The sequence below is a fragment of the Mesorhizobium sp. P2_D1 genome (assembly GCF_056404455.1).
Genome location: NZ_JBFUDZ010000010.1, coordinates 18,740 through 36,756, shown reverse-complemented (window position 1 = coordinate 36,756; position 18,017 = coordinate 18,740). Strand labels below are relative to the sequence as shown.

The 18,017-nt window shown below is 63.3% G+C and carries 17 protein-coding genes; 4 read left to right on the top strand and 13 right to left on the bottom strand.

From position 1 onward, the window contains the following. Positions 1 to 6: 6 nt before the first annotated feature. The gene (locus tag AC1D0I_RS10280; RefSeq protein ID WP_477394821.1) at positions 7 to 633 is read left to right on the top strand and encodes a glutathione S-transferase family protein; all 627 of its coding nucleotides are present in this window, start codon (positions 7 to 9) and stop codon (positions 631 to 633) included. A gap of 34 nt (positions 634 to 667) precedes the next feature. On the opposite strand, the gene AC1D0I_RS10275 is transcribed toward AC1D0I_RS10280, so the two are convergent. The 5 genes from AC1D0I_RS10275 to recA form a co-directional block, all read right to left on the bottom strand. Next, entirely contained in the window at positions 668 to 1,447 is a 780-nt protein-coding gene (locus AC1D0I_RS10275; RefSeq protein ID WP_477394984.1) for a PhzF family phenazine biosynthesis protein, read from the bottom strand. A gap of 16 nt (positions 1,448 to 1,463) precedes the next feature. Next, positions 1,464 to 1,952, bottom strand: coding sequence for a DUF2269 family protein (locus tag AC1D0I_RS10270; protein WP_477394819.1), 489 nt, complete (start codon positions 1,950 to 1,952; stop codon positions 1,464 to 1,466). Then, entirely contained in the window at positions 1,949 to 3,244 is a 1,296-nt protein-coding gene (locus tag AC1D0I_RS10265; RefSeq protein ID WP_477394818.1) for an SDR family oxidoreductase, read from the bottom strand. Before AC1D0I_RS10265 ends, AC1D0I_RS10270 begins: the two co-directional genes overlap by 4 nt. A 10-nt stretch (positions 3,245 to 3,254) precedes the next feature. After that, positions 3,255 to 5,921 (bottom strand): alanine--tRNA ligase, encoded by a 2,667-nt coding sequence (gene alaS, locus AC1D0I_RS10260; protein WP_477394816.1) that lies wholly within the window; start codon positions 5,919 to 5,921, stop codon positions 3,255 to 3,257. Between the two features lie 392 nt (positions 5,922 to 6,313). Further along, entirely contained in the window at positions 6,314 to 7,411 is a 1,098-nt protein-coding gene (gene recA, locus AC1D0I_RS10255; protein ID WP_095085392.1) for a recombinase RecA, read from the bottom strand. A gap of 281 nt (positions 7,412 to 7,692) precedes the next feature. Between recA and AC1D0I_RS10250 the strand changes: the two genes are divergently transcribed. Further along, positions 7,693 to 8,637, top strand: coding sequence for a carbohydrate kinase family protein (locus AC1D0I_RS10250; protein ID WP_477394814.1), 945 nt, complete (start codon positions 7,693 to 7,695; stop codon positions 8,635 to 8,637). A 73-nt stretch (positions 8,638 to 8,710) separates the two neighbouring features. Next, complete coding sequence (locus AC1D0I_RS10245; RefSeq protein WP_477394813.1) at positions 8,711 to 9,628, top strand: pseudouridine-5'-phosphate glycosidase; 918 nt, start codon at positions 8,711 to 8,713, stop codon at positions 9,626 to 9,628. Positions 9,629 to 9,860: 232 nt separating this feature from the next. Here the strand turns inward: AC1D0I_RS10245 and AC1D0I_RS10240 are convergent, their stop codons facing one another. Beyond that, positions 9,861 to 10,184, bottom strand: a complete 324-nt coding sequence (locus AC1D0I_RS10240; RefSeq protein WP_477394812.1) for a TfoX/Sxy family protein — start codon at positions 10,182 to 10,184, stop codon at positions 9,861 to 9,863. A 90-nt stretch (positions 10,185 to 10,274) separates the two neighbouring features. Here AC1D0I_RS10240 and AC1D0I_RS10235 point away from each other — a divergent pair, with 90 nt between their 5' ends. After that, entirely contained in the window at positions 10,275 to 10,772 is a 498-nt protein-coding gene (locus tag AC1D0I_RS10235; protein WP_477394810.1) for a GFA family protein, read from the top strand. A gap of 27 nt (positions 10,773 to 10,799) precedes the next feature. On the opposite strand, the gene sufA is transcribed toward AC1D0I_RS10235, so the two are convergent. The 7 genes from sufA to AC1D0I_RS10200 form a co-directional block, all read right to left on the bottom strand. Beyond that, positions 10,800 to 11,180 (bottom strand): Fe-S cluster assembly scaffold SufA, encoded by a 381-nt coding sequence (gene sufA, locus AC1D0I_RS10230; RefSeq protein WP_352968830.1) that lies wholly within the window; start codon positions 11,178 to 11,180, stop codon positions 10,800 to 10,802. Between the two features lie 103 nt (positions 11,181 to 11,283). Beyond that, entirely contained in the window at positions 11,284 to 11,676 is a 393-nt protein-coding gene (locus tag AC1D0I_RS10225; RefSeq protein ID WP_477228582.1) for an SUF system Fe-S cluster assembly protein, read from the bottom strand. 5 nt (positions 11,677 to 11,681) lie between these two features. Beyond that, complete coding sequence (locus tag AC1D0I_RS10220) at positions 11,682 to 12,923, bottom strand: cysteine desulfurase (protein WP_477394808.1); 1,242 nt, start codon at positions 12,921 to 12,923, stop codon at positions 11,682 to 11,684. Between the two features lie 105 nt (positions 12,924 to 13,028). Next, on the bottom strand, positions 13,029 to 14,297 hold the full coding sequence (gene sufD, locus AC1D0I_RS10215) for a Fe-S cluster assembly protein SufD (protein WP_477394807.1): 1,269 nt from the start codon (positions 14,295 to 14,297) through the stop codon (positions 13,029 to 13,031). A gap of 25 nt (positions 14,298 to 14,322) precedes the next feature. Continuing rightward, positions 14,323 to 15,078, bottom strand: coding sequence for a Fe-S cluster assembly ATPase SufC (gene sufC / locus AC1D0I_RS10210; RefSeq protein ID WP_095085379.1), 756 nt, complete (start codon positions 15,076 to 15,078; stop codon positions 14,323 to 14,325). A gap of 26 nt (positions 15,079 to 15,104) precedes the next feature. After that, positions 15,105 to 16,622: a Fe-S cluster assembly protein SufB gene (sufB, locus tag AC1D0I_RS10205; protein ID WP_013532161.1), complete on the bottom strand. Its 1,518-nt coding sequence runs from the start codon at positions 16,620 to 16,622 to the stop codon at positions 15,105 to 15,107. 188 nt (positions 16,623 to 16,810) lie between these two features. Further along, positions 16,811 to 17,974: a cysteine desulfurase family protein gene (locus AC1D0I_RS10200; protein WP_477394805.1), complete on the bottom strand. Its 1,164-nt coding sequence runs from the start codon at positions 17,972 to 17,974 to the stop codon at positions 16,811 to 16,813. Positions 17,975 to 18,017 lie beyond the last annotated feature (43 nt).

The window sequence follows — 18,017 nt, the reverse complement described above, 5'->3', positions numbered from 1 at the left end:
GGGTATATGGGCAAGCCCGTCGTCTACGGCGCGGACTACAGCGTCTATGTGCGCATCGTGCGGCTCGTGCTCGAGGAGAAAGGCATCGACTACGGGCTTGTGCCGGTCGATGTCTTTGCCGCCGAGGGCATTCCCGCCTGGTATTTCGAACATCACCCGTTCGGCCGCATTCCGGCCTTCGAGCATGACGGGTTTCGCCTTTTCGAGACGAGCGCGATTGCAGGCTATGTCGACGAAGCCTTTGACGGGCCGGCGCTGCAGCCGAAGGATCCGCGCGGCCATGCGCGGATGAACCAGTTCATCGGCATGCTCGACGCCTATGCCTATCGGTCGATGGTCTGGGATGTCGCCGTCGAACGGTTGGAGAAGGAGGCGCCCGACGAGGCACTGATCGCCAAAGGGCTTTCGCAGGCGAGCAAGGCGCTTCAGACGCTCTCCTCACTGAAAGCGCCGGGTCCATGGTTGCTTGGCGACCAGCTGACGCTGGCCGATCTGCATGCGGCGCCGATCATCGGTTATTTCGTCAAGGTCGCCGAGGGGCAAAAGCTGCTCGCCGAGTTCCCCGAGATCCAGGCCTGGTGGGACCGGATCGCTGCCCGTCCAGGCTTTGCCGCGAGCGGTCCCGCGGCCTGATCAGCCTGCGCTCGTTGTTCATCCGGCCTGTTGATCATTCCGGAAGGTAGATTTCCGCCTTCATGAAGGTCTTGGCACGACCCAGGATCAGCACGCGATCGCCGGCCAGGTCACACAAGAGGTGCCCGCCACGCTGTGAGCACTGGAAGGCCGACAGGTGGGTCTTCCCAAGTTTTTCAGCCCAGTACGGCACCAGCGTCGCATGAATGGAGCCGGTCACCGGATCCTCGGGGATGCCGGCTCCGGGAACGAAATAGCGGGAGACGAAGTCATGCGTTTGGCCGCGCGCGGTAATGACAAGGCCGAGCGGGTGGAAAGCCCCGATCCTGAGCAGATCGGGAACAAAGGACCGGACGGATTGCTCGTCGGCAAGCTCGACGAACAGGTTCTCAAAATTGCGAAAGCCCGCAACCGGATGCGGCGACAATATCTCCTGCAGCGCCAGCATGGTTTCGCCATCGACAGGCTGCGGCGGAAAACATGGCAGATCGAGCTGGTAGGCGCCTTGCCGCTGAGAGACCCGCAACTCGCCCACTCGCGTGGCAAAGGCCATGTCATCGGCCACATCGTGTTGCTCGGCCAGCACATGGGCGGTCGCCAGGGTGGCGTGTCCGCAGAAGTCGACTTCATGAACGGGTGTGAACCAGCGCAAGTCCCAGCCCTTACCGTTCGGCCGCGAAAAGGCGGTTTCGGCAAGATTGTTCTCGTTTGCGATGGCCTGCATCACCTCGTCTGCCAGCCAGTCCTGCAAGATGAGGACGGCAGCGGGGTTGCCCTGAAAGGCGCGCTCGGCAAAGGCATCGACCTGGTACATGGTCAGCGTCGGCACATCATCCTCCGAAAAGACTGATCGCCGGCCGGGCGACCATCAGCCAAACGATGGCAAGCACGGCAGCGAAAGCCGGAAAGCCGCAAGCAAACCAGATGCGAAAAAGGCGCTTTTCCTCGAGGGGCAGCGGTCGATTTTCGATGGCCGCCTGTCGCGCCAGATTTCGTATCCGAATCTGGATCCAGACCACCGGCAGCCAGAACAGACCCGTCACGACATAAAGCAGCAGCGACAGTACAATCCAGCCCTCGGACAGCGGCCACCCCAATGCCCGAGCAAGCAACACGCCGGTGATCGGCTGCACGACGACCGCGGTTGCCGTGAATATGGTGTCGGCGATGACAACCGTGCCCGCGACATGGGCGACCAGCTCGGCGCGACCGGTGCGCTGCGCCATCAGCATGAAGAAGGCGATCCCGGCGCCGGTGCCAAAGAGAACCGTGGCGCCAATGACATGCGTCCAGCGCAGTATGTCGGCCCAGAGGTTCATCTCTCGTCGAGGACCGCCAGCGCCACAAGCACCAGGCACAGCATGGGGATCGTCTTGACCAGCGGCCCCAGCGGCGCGAGCCATAGACCGGGAACGAGAAGCGTCGACGCCGCCAGATAAAACAGCGTGATGGCTATCATCGCCAGCAGCGCTGGCCGAGCAAAGGGCCGGACCAGAACCGCCGCGCCGGCCAGGATATCCGCAGCACTGCCGGCAAGAACCGACATGTCCGCCAATTTCGCCGACACGCCGCGTGAGACAAGAATGGAAGCGGCCTCGTCTTGCCGGATCAGGCCGATGATGCCCGAAGCAAGCCAGAACAGGGACAGGCAGCCGAAGATGACAGGTTTTGCCAGCCAGAGGCGCGCGAACCATCGCTCCTGGACATGGGCCGGCATGGCGGCCAGCGTTGCTTCCAGCGGCTGCAGCGGATGGCCGCAAATCTGGTTCCATGGCCCGGCATTGCCGGTCACGCCACGCGCCAGCGCGGCAAGGGCTGCGCTGCGCAAAGGCGATCGCCAGCCAAGGAGGCCGAGGCCATCGGCGGTCACGGCAGCAAGACGGCCGACAATGGCCGGCACCGGTACGACCTTCGCCTGCGGCAGGCCAAGCCATGCCCGAAAGGCCAGGAGAACATCGGCGAGCGGTCTGGCTTGCGCCTCGACGAGATCGACGGCAGTACGGGGCGGCAGCGATCCGGCGACAGCGCGCGAGACCGCTTCAGCAACGTCGGTGACCGCCACGGTCTGGATCGGCTGGCGCGACATGACGGCAGGGATAAAAGCGGGGAAGGCCGCAAGGGCGCGCAAAAGGGCTGTCCCGCCATAGGCGGCGGGCGCGATCACCAAACCCGGGCGCAGGATCGTCCATTCCAGCGCAGAGCTTGCGACAGCCCTGTCGCCTTGCGCCTTGCTGTTGAAGAAAGCGTCGCTGGAGGAGAGGTCGGCGCCGATCGCGGAAATCTGGACAATACGGTGCACGCCGGCCTGTTCGCATGCCGCGACCAGCGCCACCACCGAATGCCGGTGGATGGCGTCGAGGCGATCGCGCGGGCCGTCCTGCAAGGCGCCCGCCGCATTGACGATTGCATCCATGCCGGTGACCACCGGCAGCCAGTCGTCAGCGGCAAGCAGCCGTGACATGTCGGCGGCGATCCAGCGCACCGCCGGCCAGCGCCGCTCGGCATCCACGACATCGCGACCAAGGCCGGCTACATGATGACCGTCGCGAAGCAGACGGCCGACGACGGCTTCGCCGATCAGACCGTAGCCGCCAAGGACGAGCACCTTCATGCAGGGACTTTCAGGCTGCCTCCAGCGCCGCCTTGACCGCGGCGATCGCATCACTGGCTTTCGAGGCGTCCGGGCCACCGGCCTGCGCCATGTCGGGCCGTCCGCCGCCACCCTGACCGCCCAATGCTGCGGAGGCCACGCGCACCAGATCGACGGCGCTGAAACGGCCTACCAGATCATCGGTGACAGCGACCACGACGCTCGCCTTGTTGTCGTCGCCGGCGCCGACGAAGACGACGACGCCGGAACCGAGCGAGCTCTTGCCGGCATCGGCCAGCGGCTTCAGATCCTTCGGCGAAACACCCGAAACCGCCTTGCCGAGGAAGCCGACGCCGGCGACAGTCTCGTTCTCCGACGGCGCACCCGCCGCGGCACCGCCGCCCAGCGCCAGTTTCTTGCGCGCTTCGGTCAGTTCCTTCTCGAGCTTCTTGCGCTCGTCGAGCAGCGCCTCGACGCGCGCCGGCACGTCGGCCGGCGAGATCTTCAGCGTCGCGGCGACCGATTTCAAACGCCGGTCCTGCTCGTCGAGATGCTTGCGCGCGGCCTCGCCGGTCAAAGCCTCGATGCGGCGCACGCCGGCGGCGACCGCGCTGTCCGACACGACACGCACCAGACCGATATCGCCGGTCGCCCTGACATGCGTACCGCCGCAGAGTTCGACCGAATAGGGCCGGTTGGCCTTGGCGCCATGCAGGCCGGTGCCCATCGACACGACGCGCACTTCATCGCCGTACTTCTCGCCGAACAGCGCCATGGCGCCCTCGGCAATGGCATCGTCGACCGACATCAGGCGCGTGCTCACCGGGCCGTTCTGGACGACGATCTCGTTCGCCATGCGCTCGACCTCTTCGAGATCCTCGGGCGATATCGGCTTGTTGTGCGAGATGTCGAAGCGCAGGCGCTCGGGCGCGACCAGCGAACCCTTCTGCGCGACATGGGTGCCCAGAACCTCGCGCAGCGCCTCATGGATCAGATGCGTCGCCGAATGGTTGGCGCGCAGCCTGGAGCGTCTGTCATGGTCGACCTTGAGCTCGACGACAGCGCCGGTCTTGACCGTGCCGCTGGCCACCTTGCCGATATGGACGAACAGGCCATCGGCCTTCTTCTGCGTATCGGAAATCTCGATCGAGAAGCCTTCGCCTGACATGATTCCGGTATCGCCCATCTGGCCGCCGGACTCAGCATAGAACGGCGTCTGGTTGACGACCACGGCAACCGCCTCGCCCTTGCTTGCGCTGTCGACGGTCTTGCCGTCCCTGACCAGCGCCTGGATGAGGCCTTCCGCCTGCTCGGTCTCGTAACCGAGGAATTCGGTGGCCCCCGCCTTCTCGCGCACCGGGAACCAGATCGTCTCTGTGGCCGCGTCGCCGGAGCCTGCCCAGTGAGCGCGCGCCTCGGCCCTCTGCCGCTCCATGGCATTGGTGAAGCCGGCCAGATCGACCGAGATGCTGCGCTGGCGCAGCGCATCCTGCGTCAGATCGAGCGGGAAGCCGTAGGTGTCGTAGAGCTTGAAGGCCGTCTCGCCGTCCAGCATGTCGCCGGCGCCGAGCTTTTCCGTCGCCTCCGAAAGCAGGCCGAGGCCACGCACCAGCGTCTTGCGGAAACGCGTTTCCTCGAGCTTCAGGGTCTCTGTGATCAACTGCTCGCCGCGCACCAGTTCCGGATAGGCCTGGCCCATCTCGCGGACCAGGGCCGGCACCAGGCGCCACATCAAGGGATCGCGGGCACCGAGCAACTGTGCATGGCGCATGGCGCGGCGCATGATGCGGCGCAGCACATAGCCACGGCCTTCGTTCGACGGCAGCACACCGTCGGCGACCAGGAAGGACGACGAGCGCAGATGATCGGCAATGACGCGGAAGGACGCGACCGTCTCCTTGTCGGGACCGTGCCCGATGGCGGAGGACGCCGCGTCGATCAGATGACGGAACAGATCGGTTTCAAAGACGCTCTCCACCCCTTGCAGGATGGACGCCATGCGCTCCAGGCCCATGCCGGTGTCGATGGACGGGCGCGGCAGGTCTATGCGCTCCTCCTTCGTCACCTGTTCATACTGCATGAACACCAGGTTCCAGAATTCGAGGAAGCGGTCGCCATCCTCCTCCGGGCTGCCGGGAGGGCCGCCCCAGATGTGTTCGCCGCGGTCGATGAAGATCTCCGAGCACGGCCCGCACGGTCCGGTGTCGCCCATCGCCCAGAAATTGTCCGAGGTCGCGATGCGAATGATGCGGTCGTCGGAAAAACCGGCGATCTTCTTCCAGAAGCCCGCCGCCTCGTCGTCCGTGTGATAGACCGTGACCAGCAGCTTGTCCTTGTTCAGCCCGAATTCCTTGGTGATCAGGTTCCAGGCAAGCTCGATGGCGCGCTCCTTGAAATAGTCGCCAAAGGAGAAATTGCCGAGCATTTCGAAGAAGGTCAGATGGCGCGCGGTGTAGCCGACATTGTCGAGGTCGTTGTGCTTGCCGCCGGCGCGGACGCTCTTCTGCGCGGTCGAGGCGCGCGAATAAGGCCGCTTCTCCAGGCCGGTGAAGACGTTCTTGAACTGCACCATGCCGGCGTTGGTGAACATCAGCGTCGGATCGTTGCGCGGCACCAGCGGGCTCGACGCGACGATCTCGTGACCCTCCTTGCAGAAGTAGTCGAGAAAAGTCGACCGGATCTCGTTCACGCCACTCATGAATGCTGCCTTTTCGAGAAAACCGCCGGCAAACCGGCGGAAAATGGGCTCTGGGTCTCAAAGCGCGTCGCGCTGAAAACGGATTCAGTCGACGCGCTTCAAGTTTTTGCTTCCATGCATGTCGCTGTCCCAAAACCGCTGCGCACTTTTGGACGACATCCATAAGAAAATAGACTTGGCCTTTTAGCGGTCGCACCGCACCCTGTCCAGAAACACGGAATTGGTCCAAATCGCGCGCTTGCCGACCATCGACGCCGGCCGCAAAACGAAAAACCGCCGGCTCGAAAGCCGGCGGTTTGGAACGCAAAAAACACTGAACTCAATTACATAAGCTTGAGATAATAGAACAGGATTATGGCCGATCTTCGGCCGGCATCCTGTGCACGAAGTTGTTACATCGCGCCGGACTCCTCCTCGAAGCCGTCGTCGCCGCTCTCGGCGCCGCCATTCTCGAGGAATTTCTCGGCGATCAACCCGGCATTCTGCCTGAGCGCCAGTTCGATCTCGCGCGCCGTGTCGGGATTGTCGCGCAGGAACAGCTTGGCATTCTCGCGGCCCTGGCCGAGACGCTGCGAATTGTAGGAGAACCAGGCGCCCGACTTCTCGACCACGCCGGCCTTGACCCCGAGGTCGACCAGTTCGCCGGTCTTGGATACGCCCTCGCCATACATGATGTCGAACTCGACCACCTTGAAGGGCGGCGCCAGCTTGTTCTTGACCACCTTGACACGAGTCTGGTTGCCGACGACCTCGTCGCGGTCCTTGACCGAGCCAATGCGGCGGATGTCGAGGCGGACCGAGGCGTAGAATTTCAGCGCGTTGCCGCCCGTCGTGGTCTCGGGCGAACCGAACATGACGCCGATCTTCATGCGGATCTGGTTGATGAAGATGACCATGGTGTTGGAGCGCGAGATCGAGGCGGTCAGCTTGCGCAGCGCCTGGCTCATCAGGCGGGCCTGCAGGCCGGGCAGCGAATCGCCCATCTCGCCTTCGATTTCGGCGCGTGGCGTCAGCGCCGCGACCGAATCGACCACCAGCACGTCGATGGCACCGGAGCGCACCAGCGTGTCGCAGATTTCCAGCGCCTGCTCACCCGTGTCGGGCTGCGAGATCAGAAGGTTTTCCAGATCGACGCCAAGCTTGCGGGCATAGACCGGATCGAGCGCATGCTCGGCATCGACGAAGGCGCAGATGCCGCCCTTCTTCTGGGCTTCCGCAACAGTGTGCAGCGCCAGCGTCGTCTTGCCCGAGCTTTCCGGCCCGTAGATTTCGATGATGCGGCCGCGCGGCAGGCCACCGACGCCAAGCGCGATGTCGAGGCCAAGCGAGCCGGTCGGCACGGTTTCAATCTCGACGACCTGCTCGTTCGCGCCGAGCCGCATGATCGAGCCCTTGCCGAAAGCCCGCTCGATTTGCGACAGCGCCGCATCCAGAGCCTTTGATTTGTCCACCGCTTTGTCCTCTACCAGCCGCAAAGAATTCTGAGCCATGATACATCACCCCTTGGTCGTCAATGAAGGCCGGACAATCCGTAATCCCTGCCTATTTGTACCTTTTTTGTTCTCGTTTGGCAAGAGGGTTCAAGTATCTGAAAGGCAATCAATATCCGGATTTGTTCTTTTTTTGTCCCAAGAATCACATCAGGAGCGCACCTCGCATTGGGCCAGTCGGCTCGATTGTTTCGATCTGCCGAATCGCCGCCCCGCATGCGAAGCTTCGTCACTTAGCGTAGCGCTTGTGCGGCTGGAATAACAAAGGTCATATCGCCGGCATGTTGAAATCTCCAAGAATCCTGGCCGTGGGCGGCGCCCATATCGACCGCCGTGGGCAGGTGTCCGGCGCTTACGTGCCGGCCGCGTCCAATCCCGGCACGATGCGGGAAGATGTTGGCGGCGGCGTCTTCAATGCTTTGCGCAGTGCGGTCCGGCGCGGTGTTTCGGCCTCGCTGCTGTCGGTGCGCGGCGGCGATGCCGCTGCCGATACGGTTTCAAGGGCCATCGCCAAAGCCGGGATAGCCGACCTGTCGGCGGTGTTCCTCGATCGCACGACGCCAAGCTATACGGCGCTGATCGACAGTGAGGGCGAGCTGATCGTTGGCTTTGCCGACATGGCGCTCTATGAGCTGGCGTTTCCCAAGCAGGTCAGGCGCTCCAAGGTGCGCGAGGTCATCGCTGCCGCCGACGCCGTCTTCTGCGACGCCAACCTGCCGACGGCGGCACTGGAGAGGCTCGTGGCACTCGCCGCCGGCAAACCCGTTTTCGCCATTGCCATTTCGCCGGCCAAGATCGTGCGCCTGAGGCCGGTGCTCGGCAATCTGGCAGTGGTCTTCATGAACCAGCGCGAGGCGGTCGCACTGGCCGGCCTGGACAGTGCGGCCTCCGGGCAGGACATCGTCGACGGGCTGAAACGTGCCGGGCTCAAAAGCGGCGTGGTGACAGCAGGTGGCGCTCCCATGCTGGGCTTCGATGAAGCCGGCGCCTTCTCGATCCTGCCGCCGACACCAAGAAAGGTCACCGACGTCACCGGCGCCGGCGATGCGCTGGCGGGAGCGACGGTCGCTGCCTCGCTGCGCGGCATGCCCTTGCGCGCGGCCCTGCGCGAAGGCATTGCCGCGGCGACGCTGGCCATCGAAAGCGCCGACGCCGTTCCCGATTTCACCACTGCTGATTTCACAGAGGCGCTGGCTCTTGTGCCGGATGCGCAGGAAGTGGCATGAGACCGGCCAGTTCATAGTGCCGGAGTGTTTTCGCGTCCAGGTGGAGACGCATCGCGCCGGATTGGAGATCAGGATGACACCAGAAACCGCCCGTCCCTTCATCGATATCCATGCGCCGGTTGCACAGGCCTTGGCCGCCGGGCGGCCGGTGGTGGCGCTGGAAAGCACCATCATCACCCATGGCATGCCCTACCCCGACAACGGCGCCATGGCGGCGGATGTCGAAAAGATCATCAGCGACGGCGGCGCCGTGCCGGCCACGATCGCCGTGGTTGGCGGGCGCATCAAGATCGGGCTTTCGGACGGCGAGCGCGAGTCGCTTGCCATGACCGGCGACGCCATGAAGCTGTCGCGCGCCGACCTCGGCTTCGCGGTGGCGCAAGGGCGCACGGGCGGCACCACCGTCGCCGCAACGATGATCGCGGCGCATATGGTCGGCATCAAGGTGTTCGCCACCGGCGGCATCGGCGGCGTGCACAAGGGTGCGGAAAAGAGTTTCGACATTTCCGCCGACCTCGACGAGCTGGCGCGCACGCCGGTCATCGTCGTGTCGGCCGGCGCCAAGGCCATCCTCGACATCGAAAAGACGCTGGAAGTGCTGGAGACGCGCGGCGTGCCCGTTGTCGGCCATGGCTGCGAGACGATGCCGGCCTTCTGGTCGCGGCATTCGCCCTTCCGCGCGCCGCTGACCTTGCACCGACCGGAAGAGATCGCGCATTTCTACCAGACCCGGCAGGCGCTGGGGCTCGCCGGCGGCATGCTGATCGCCAATCCGGTGCCCGAAAACCACGAAATCCCCGCAGAAGAGATGGCCGGCTATATCGAGGCCGCGCAGAAGGCGGCCGAAGCGCTCAACGTGACCGGCAAGGCGGTGACGCCGTTCCTGCTGTCGAAAATCCTGGAACTCACGGGCGGCCGGAGCCTGAAGACCAACATCGCGCTGGTCGAAAACAACGCAAGGCTGGCGGCGAGGATCGCGAAGGCGCTTTAAAGCGACTGCCGAGTTCCTTCACACCCCCCTCTGTCCTGCCGGACATCTCCCCCGCAAGGGGGGAGATCGGATGTCACATCGGCTTTCGCCAATCATCAATGTTGAAAGCGAGAGCCAGCGGTTGAGCTGCCAATCTCCCTCCTTGCGGGGGAGATGTCCGGCAGGACAGAGGGGGGTGCTGTCCYGCCGGCGTTTCCAACCCTGCACAGCCGCAACGCACCAAAGTCACCCGTCACTTCCCCACCCGCCGTCCGGCCTCATAGGCGCGGCGTGCCCAGAGCGTCATCTCGTCGGGATCATCAAAAGCGCTGTCGGGAATGTTCCAGTAGGGCATCGAGACAAGCTTGCCGTGGCGGGAGCCGATATAGGTCCACTGCCGGCATCCGGCAGCCTCGAAGTCGGGCGCGCTTTGCTCGTCGGCCTTCAGCATCAGTTCGCCGCGCAGCACGACGGCGATGATGACACCGTCGAAATAGATGCCCTTGCCGCCGAACAGTTTGCGGATGCTGACCGGACCAAGGCCCTCGAACAGTTCGGCGATGCGTTCATTGTCCATGCCGCGATCATGTCACTGGCATTTGACATTGTCATCGCGCAACCAAGATCATGCTGACAGATTGAGAACATCCGTCGGAGTCGTTTTGTCATGCCGCTTCTGCTCAAAGGGTCCTGCCGCTGCAATGCCGTCCGTTTCGAGGTGGAGAGCCACACGCCGGCGCCGTTCATGCTGTGCTACTGCTCGATCTGCCGCAAGCAGCAAGGCGGCGGCGGCTTCGCCATCAATCTCGGGGCCGACAACAAGACCCTGAATATCAAGGGCAAGAGGAACCTCGGCGTCTACCGGGCCGAGATCGATGACGACGAGCATCCGCGGTGCGAAATATCGACCGGCGAGCGCAATTTCTGTCGCAAATGCGGGTCGGCACTGTGGCTCTACGACCCCACCTGGCCGGAGCTGGTGCATCCCTTCGCCTCGGCGATCGACACCGACCTGCCGGAGCCGCCGAGCCGAGTGCATCTGATGCTGAAGTACAAGGCCAACTGGGTCGAACCCGTGATCGGCAAGGGCGACAGGACGTTCGATGTCTATCCGGAGGAATCCATCGCCGACTGGCACAAGCGAACGGGCATGTGGGTGGATTAGCGTTCGTCACCCCGGCGAGGGGAAATCTCAGGCCGAGGCGCGTGCTTCCGCGAGAGCCTTCAGATCAGCCGGCTTCAGCTCAACGGATTCGCCGCAGCCGCAGGCCGAACTCTGGTTCGGGTTGTGGAAGGTGAAACCAGTGCGCAGCGTCGTCTGCTCGAAATCCATCTCGGTGCCGAACAGGAAAAGGGCAGCCTCGGGCGCCACATAGACATGGGCGCCATCACGCTCGATGTGGTCGTCCTTGGTGTTGGGTTCGGTCACCAAATCGACCGTGTATTCCATGCCGGCGCAGCCGCCCTTCTTGATGCCGAGGCGAATGCCACGCGCGTTGTCGCGGGTGGCGACGATCTCGCGCACCCGGTCGGCGGCCTTTTCGGTCATGGTGATGACGGCAAAGCGTCCCATCTGTTCTTTCTCCATTCCGTGCAGGTTCAAGGCCTGCCGAACGATTCCTCACCTAAAATGGTGAAGTTTTACCACTGGCGCAAGGGCGCCAACCTTTGTGAGGCTAGTACCAGCCCACCGCGACCTGCGCCTCTTCCGACATGCGGTCGGGCGTCCACGGCGGGTCGAAGGTCATGTTGACCTCGACGCCGGACACGCCTTCAACGGCGCCGACGGCATTTTCCACCCAACCGGGCATTTCGCCGGCGACCGGGCAGCCCGGCGCGGTCAGCGTCATGTCGATCTTGACCGAGCGGTCGTCCTCGATGTCGATCTTGTAGACGAGGCCAAGTTCGTAGATGTCGGCCGGGATTTCCGGGTCATAGACCGTCTTCAGCGCCGAGACGATGTCGTCGGTCAGCCGCGCCAATTCGTCGGCGGGAATGGTCGAAGCAGACACCACGCTGTTGGCGGCGGCTTCCGGCGTGGTTTCGGCAGCGATGCTCACATCATCCATGGTCGTCACCCAAAAAACTTGCGCGCTTTTTCAAGCGCCTCGGCCAAAGCATCGACTTCGGCCCTGGTATTATACATGCCGAACGATGCCCTGCATGTGGAGGTTACGCCAAAGCGTTTCAACAGCGGCTGGGCGCAATGCGTGCCGGCGCGCACGGCAACGCCTTGCCTGTCTATCACCATCGACACGTCATGGGCGTGAATGCCTTGCAGTTCGAAGGAGATGATGGCGCCCTTGCCGGGCGCGTCGCCGAAAATGCGCAGCGAGTTGATGGCGCGCAGCCGCTCATGCGCATAGGCCTTGAGGTCTTCCTCGTGCGCTGCGATGCGCTCGCGGCCGATTTTTTCCATGTAGTCGAGCGCAGCACCCAGCCCGATGGCCTGCACGATCGGTGGCGTGCCGGCCTCGAAGCGGTGCGGCGGTTCGTTGTAGGTGACGATGTCCTCCGTCACCTCCTCGATCATCTCGCCGCCGCCCATGAACGGCCGCATGCCAGAGAGAATGTCCTTCTTGCCGTAGAGCACGCCGATACCCGACGGACCGTAGAGCTTGTGGCCGGTGAAGACGAAGAAATCGCAGTCGAGATCCTGCACGTCGATAGGCATGTGCACGGCGCTCTGGCTGCCGTCGACGAGGACGGGAATTCCGCGCGCATGCGCAATGCGCACGATCTCCTTGATCGGCGTCACCGTGCCCAGTGCATTCGACATCTGGGTGATGGCGACCAGCTTGGTGCGATCGGTCAGCCGCTTCTCGAACTCCTCGATGTGGAAGACGCCGAGATCGTCGACCGGCACCCAGACCAGCTTGGCGCCCTGCCGCTCGCGGATGAAATGCCACGGCACGATGTTGGAGTGATGCTCCATGATCGACAGCACGATCTCGTCGCCCTCGCCGATGTTGGGCATGCCATAGCCATAGGCGACTGTGTTGATCGCCGAGGTCGTGTTCGAGGTGAAGACGATGTTGTCGGTGCTTGGCGCATTCAGGAAACGACGCACCGTTTCGCGCGCCTTTTCATAGGCGTCGGTCGCCGCATTGGAGAGGAAATGCAGGCCGCGATGGACGTTGGCGTATTCCTGGGAATAGGCGTGCTGGATGGCGTCGAGCACCGCCTGCGGCTTCTGCGCCGAGGCGCCATTGTCGAGATAGACCAGCGGTTTGCCGTAGACCTCGCGCGACAGAATCGGGAAGTCGCGGCGGATCGCCTCGACGTCGTAGGGGATGTTTTCGACTTTCTGGTCCATTTCGAAGTCCTTGCCGCTCTAGGCCGCGTTCCTTCCAGCACCCCTCATCCGTCTTGGCGCTTCGCGCCAATCCACCTTCTCCCACAAGGGGAGAAGGCAGGGAGCTTACCCGTGTGTCACAAACCAGTCGTCGAGCTTCGCTTCGAGCGCGTCGACGATCGTCTCGTCGTCCAGTTCCTCGATCACCTCGGCGACGAAGGCTTTGACCAGAAGGCCGCGAGCGGTCTTCTCGTCGACGCCGCGCGCCATCAGGTAGAACAGATGGTCGTGGTCGATTTCGGTGACCGTCGCACCATGGCCGCAGACGACGTCATCGGCGAAGATTTCAAGCTCCGGCTTGGTCGAGAACTCGCCATCGTCCGACAGCAACAGCGTGTTGCAGGCCATCTTGGCGTTGGTCTTCTGCGCATATTGATGAACGTTGATGCGGCCCTGGAAAACGCCCCGCGCCTTGCCCGTCACCACGTTGCGGATCACTTCCGTCGAGGCCGTATGCGGCACGGCGTGGTCGAGAACCATGGTCACGTCGGTGTGGGTGTCGCCGGCCAGAAGATTGATGCCGCGCAGCTTGAAATCGGCGCCTTCGCCGGTCGTCCTGACCATGACCTCCTGGCGCACCAGCCTGCCGCCGGCGTTCATGACGAACAGCGTCAGTTTCGCGTTCTTGCCGATATGGGCCTTGAACTGCGCCAGATGCGTTGCCGTCTCCGGCTGTTCCTGGACGATCAGCCACGTCACCTCGGCGCCTTCGCCGAGCACGAGCTGGCTGACCGAGCTCGTCAGTGCCGCGCCCTCGCCGGCCTGACGCTCGACGATAACGGCCTTGGCGCCAGCGCCAACGCGCGCCATGAGGCGCACATGGGTCTGGCCGCCGGCCTGCAGGTTCTGCAGTTCGATCGGCTTTTCCAGCTCGGCGCCATCGGCGATGTCGACAAAGTAGCCGTCGGCGACGAAGGCGGTGTTCAGCGCGCCGATGGCGTCATCGCTGCCATAGGGATCGAGCCCTGGTGCCGCGCTGCCGTCGGTGAGTTTTTCCGACAGGCGCTCCACGGTGACGCCTTCGACGACCGGCGTCTTGGCGTCGGACTTCCCGTTCAGGATCGCCAGCACGGCGGAGCCTTCCACAATCGGTGCAACAGCCTTGGTCATGGCGGCCGGATCGAAGTCCGGCACCGCGTTCAACAGCCGGCGCAGATCGGTGTAGTGCCAGGATTCGATGCGCCGTGTCGGCAGGCCGTGCTTGATCGCTTCGATGGCGTCGTCGCGCTTCAGCATCACCGCGCCGTCACCCGGCAGCAGCGACAACCGGTCGCCGAACGCGTCGATCAACGCTGTTTCGGCCGGTGTCCGCTGGGGCTGAGTGTGCATATTCATCAGTTTGACCTTGCCTTCTGGCATCTCACGCGGCTTCGCCGATCACACCGGCATAGCCATTGGCTTCCAGATCGAGCGCCAGCGACTTGTCGCCGGACTTGATGACCTGGCCCCTGTAGAGCACGTGCACCGAGTCAGGCACGATGTGTTCGAGCAGGCGCTGGTAGTGGGTGATGACCAGGAACGCACGGTCGGGCGCACGCAACGCGTTGACGCCATCGGAAACGATCTTCAGCGCATCGATATCGAGGCCGGAATCGGTCTCGTCGAGCACGCAGAGCTTCGGTTCCAGCAACTTCATCTGCAGGATCTCGGCGCGCTTCTTCTCGCCGCCGGAGAAGCCGACATTGAGCGGCCGCTTCAACATCGCCATGTCCATGCTGAGCGAGGCGGCGGCTTCCTTCACGCGCTTCAGGAATTCCGGGATCTTCAGCGGCTCTTCGCCACGGGCCTTGCGCTGCTCGTTCATCGCAACCTTCAGGAATTCCATGGTCGCTACGCCCGGTATCTCCATCGGATACTGGAAGGCGAGGAAGATTCCGGAAGTGGCGCGCTCGGCCGGATCCATTTCGAGGATCGACTGGCCATTGTAGAGGATGTCGCCTTCGGTCACCTCATAATCCTCGCGACCGGCGAGGATATAGGACAGCGTCGATTTGCCCGAGCCGTTCGGCCCCATGATCGCGGCGACTTCACCGGCTTTCACCGTCAGGTTCAAGCCGCGGATGATCTCGGTGCCGTCATCGACGATGCGGGCGTGCAGATTTCTGATCTCAAGCATTCTTTGTTTCCTGAATATATGTCCGGTCAGCCGACCGAGCCTTCGAGCGAGATGCCGATCAGCTTCTGCGCCTCGACAGCGAATTCCATCGGCAGTTGCTGGATGACGTCCTTGACGAAGCCGTTGACGATCAGCGCGATCGCTTCCTCTTCGGGAATGCCGCGCTGCATGACGTAGAATTTCTGGTCCTCGGAAATCTTCGACGTCGTCGCCTCATGCTCGAACTGCGCCGTCGAATTCTTGGCTTCCATGTAGGGCACGGTGTGTGCGCCGCACTGGTCGCCGATCAGCAGGGAATCGCAGTTGGTGAAGTTGCGGGCATTGGTCGCCTTGCGGTGCGCCGAGACCTGGCCGCGATAGGTGTTCTGCGAGAAGCCGGCGGCGATGCCCTTGGAGATGATGCGGCTCGACGTGTTCTTGCCGAGATGGATCATCTTGGTGCCGCTGTCGACCTGCTGGTAGCCGTTCGAGACGGCGATCGAATAGAACTCGCCGCTGGAATCGTCGCCGCGCAGGATGCAGCTCGGGTACTTCCAGGTGATGGCCGAACCGGTCTCGACCTGCGTCCACGAAATCTTCGAGCGGTCGCCGCGGCAGTCACCGCGCTTGGTGACGAAATTGTAGATGCCGCCCTTGCCCTCGGCGTCGCCGGGGTACCAGTTCTGCACCGTCGAATATTTGATCTCGGCATCGTCGAGCGCCACCAGTTCGACGACCGCGGCGTGAAGCTGGTTCTCGTCGCGTTGCGGCGCCGTGCAGCCTTCGAGATAGGAGACGTAAGCCCCCTCCTCGGCGATGATCAGCGTGCGCTCGAACTGGCCGGTGTTCTTCTCGTTCATGCGGAAATAGGTCGACAACTCCATCGGGCAGCGCACGCCCTTGGGCACGAAGACGAAGGAGCCGTCGGTGAACACGGCGGAGTTCAGCGTGGCGTAGTAGTTGTCGGAGGTCGGCACGACCGAGCCGAGATATTTCTTCACCAGTTCCGGATGCTCGCGGATGGCTTCCGAGATCGAGCAGAAGATGACGCCGGCCTGCGCCAGCTCCTTCTTGAAGGTGGTGACGACGGAGACGGAATCGAACACCGCATCGACAGCGACGCGGCCCGATTTGTAGACATTGTCGCTGACTTCCTCGAGTTCCGAGGCGTCGGTCTTCTGCACGCCGGCGAGAATTTCCTGCTCCCGCAGCGGGATACCCAGCTTCTCGTAGACCTTCAGCAGTTCGGGATCGACATCGCTGAGCGACGTCGGGCCGGGCGTGCTCTTGGGCGCCGCGTAGAAGTAGATGTCCTGGAAATCGATCTTCGGGTAGTGAACGCGCGCCCAGGTCGGCTCGTCCAGCGTCAGCCAGCGGCGATACGCTTCCAGGCGCCATTCCAGCATCCAGGACGGTTCGTCCTTCTTGGCCGAAATGAAACGGATGATGTCTTCGCTGAGGCCCTTGGGGGCCTTGTCCATCGCGATTTCAGTCTGGAATCCGTATTTGTATTGGTCGACGTCGATCTTTCGGACCCGATCGATCGTGTCCTGCACAGCAGGCATATGCGTTCTCCATCCACGCCGGGGTCAAGGCCCGACAGTTTTCAAACTATGGCACCGCCAAATGAACGCCGAAGAGGCATTCGCGGCAGCGTAAGTTCCATATAGTGCGTTTTGACCGGAAATTCACCCGTCCAGCATAAAACGCACGGCTCTACCAGACCGAAGGCCTGTCTATGTCCGGCCGCTGCTCATGCGGCCCTTTCCCTACTCGCCCGACGTGCGGCGATTGCCGCCAGCGCGGTGCGAAACAGTTCGATGTCCTCAGCGCCGGTCGAGGCACCGATCGACACGCGCAAGGCGCCAAGGCTGTCGCCGTATCCCATGGCTTTCAGCACATGGCTCGGCCCGACCTTGCCCGACGAACAGGCGGAGCCGGCCGACAGCGCCACGCCGGCCAGATCGAAGGCGATCTGCGCGGTTTCGGCTTTGATGCCCGCAATAGCGAAGAATGTCGTGTTGGCAAGCCTTGGTGCGCCGGTTCCAAAGATTTCCGCATCCGGCACCAGCATTTTCACGATGGCCTCGATCTCGTCGCGGCGCTGCCGCACCGTGTCCATCGACCGCAGCCCTTCGAGCGCCTCGCGTGCCGCGGCGCCAAAGCCGGCGATGGCGGCAAGGTTTTCGGTGCCGCCGCGATGGCCTTTTTCCTGGCCACCGCCATTGATCAGCGGCTTCGGCATCATCAGATCGGAGGCGGCGACGATGGCGCCGACGCCCTTGGGGCCGCCGATCTTGTGCGAAGACAAAATCAGATAATCGGCGTAACCCGATGATAGATCGATCGAAACGCGTCCCGCTGCCTGGACGGCATCGACGACGAGGACACCGCCCGCAGCCTTGACGACCGGGGCGATCCGATCGATCGGCTGGATGACGCCGGTCTCGTTGTTGGCGGCATGGATGGCGACCAGCGGCAGGCCCTCGGCCTTGTCATGACGGGCGAGTGCGGCTGCCAACGCGTCGAGATCGGCGATGCCGTCGGCATCGACGCCAATCCGCGTCACCTGCGCTGCCGGGAAGCGCCCGCCATTCAACAGGCAGGGATGATCGGCCTCGGACACGTAAAGACGGCTCATGCGCACGCTGCCGCGCCCCATCTGCCAGTCTGATGTCAGCAGCGTCGAGGCCGCTTCCGTCGCGCCGGAGGTGAACACGACATGCTCGGCCTTGGCGTTGACCAGTGCCGCGACATCTCGCCTTGCGGTCTCGATCAGGCGCCGTGCGGCGCGCCCTTCGGTGTGGACCGATGACGGGTTGGCGGCGACATCAAGTGCGGCGACCATAGCCTCGCGCGCCGCGGCAAGCAGCGGCGCACTGGCATTATAGTCGAGATAGGCGCGCATTCCGGCCATTTTCGTCCGTTTGGTTCCCGTCAGAAGCCATTCCGCTGTCGTA

Coding starts and splice junctions, on each gene's coding strand:
- AC1D0I_RS10280 (WP_477394821.1), top strand. CDS start 7: ATGGGCAAGCCCGTCGTCTACGGCGCGGACTACAGCGTCTATGTGCGC.
- AC1D0I_RS10275 (WP_477394984.1), bottom strand. CDS start 1,447: ATGTACCAGGTCGATGCCTTTGCCGAGCGCGCCTTTCAGGGCAACCCC.
- AC1D0I_RS10270 (WP_477394819.1), bottom strand. CDS start 1,952: ATGAACCTCTGGGCCGACATACTGCGCTGGACGCATGTCATTGGCGCC.
- AC1D0I_RS10265 (WP_477394818.1), bottom strand. CDS start 3,244: ATGAAGGTGCTCGTCCTTGGCGGCTACGGTCTGATCGGCGAAGCCGTC.
- alaS (WP_477394816.1), bottom strand. CDS start 5,921: ATGAGTGGCGTGAACGAGATCCGGTCGACTTTTCTCGACTACTTCTGC.
- recA (WP_095085392.1), bottom strand. CDS start 7,411: ATGGCTCAGAATTCTTTGCGGCTGGTAGAGGACAAAGCGGTGGACAAA.
- AC1D0I_RS10250 (WP_477394814.1), top strand. CDS start 7,693: ATGTTGAAATCTCCAAGAATCCTGGCCGTGGGCGGCGCCCATATCGAC.
- AC1D0I_RS10245 (WP_477394813.1), top strand. CDS start 8,711: ATGACACCAGAAACCGCCCGTCCCTTCATCGATATCCATGCGCCGGTT.
- AC1D0I_RS10240 (WP_477394812.1), bottom strand. CDS start 10,184: ATGGACAATGAACGCATCGCCGAACTGTTCGAGGGCCTTGGTCCGGTC.
- AC1D0I_RS10235 (WP_477394810.1), top strand. CDS start 10,275: ATGCCGCTTCTGCTCAAAGGGTCCTGCCGCTGCAATGCCGTCCGTTTC.
- sufA (WP_352968830.1), bottom strand. CDS start 11,180: ATGGGACGCTTTGCCGTCATCACCATGACCGAAAAGGCCGCCGACCGG.
- AC1D0I_RS10225 (WP_477228582.1), bottom strand. CDS start 11,676: ATGGATGATGTGAGCATCGCTGCCGAAACCACGCCGGAAGCCGCCGCC.
- AC1D0I_RS10220 (WP_477394808.1), bottom strand. CDS start 12,923: ATGGACCAGAAAGTCGAAAACATCCCCTACGACGTCGAGGCGATCCGC.
- sufD (WP_477394807.1), bottom strand. CDS start 14,297: ATGAATATGCACACTCAGCCCCAGCGGACACCGGCCGAAACAGCGTTG.
- sufC (WP_095085379.1), bottom strand. CDS start 15,078: ATGCTTGAGATCAGAAATCTGCACGCCCGCATCGTCGATGACGGCACC.
- sufB (WP_013532161.1), bottom strand. CDS start 16,622: ATGCCTGCTGTGCAGGACACGATCGATCGGGTCCGAAAGATCGACGTC.
- AC1D0I_RS10200 (WP_477394805.1), bottom strand. CDS start 17,974: ATGGCCGGAATGCGCGCCTATCTCGACTATAATGCCAGTGCGCCGCTG.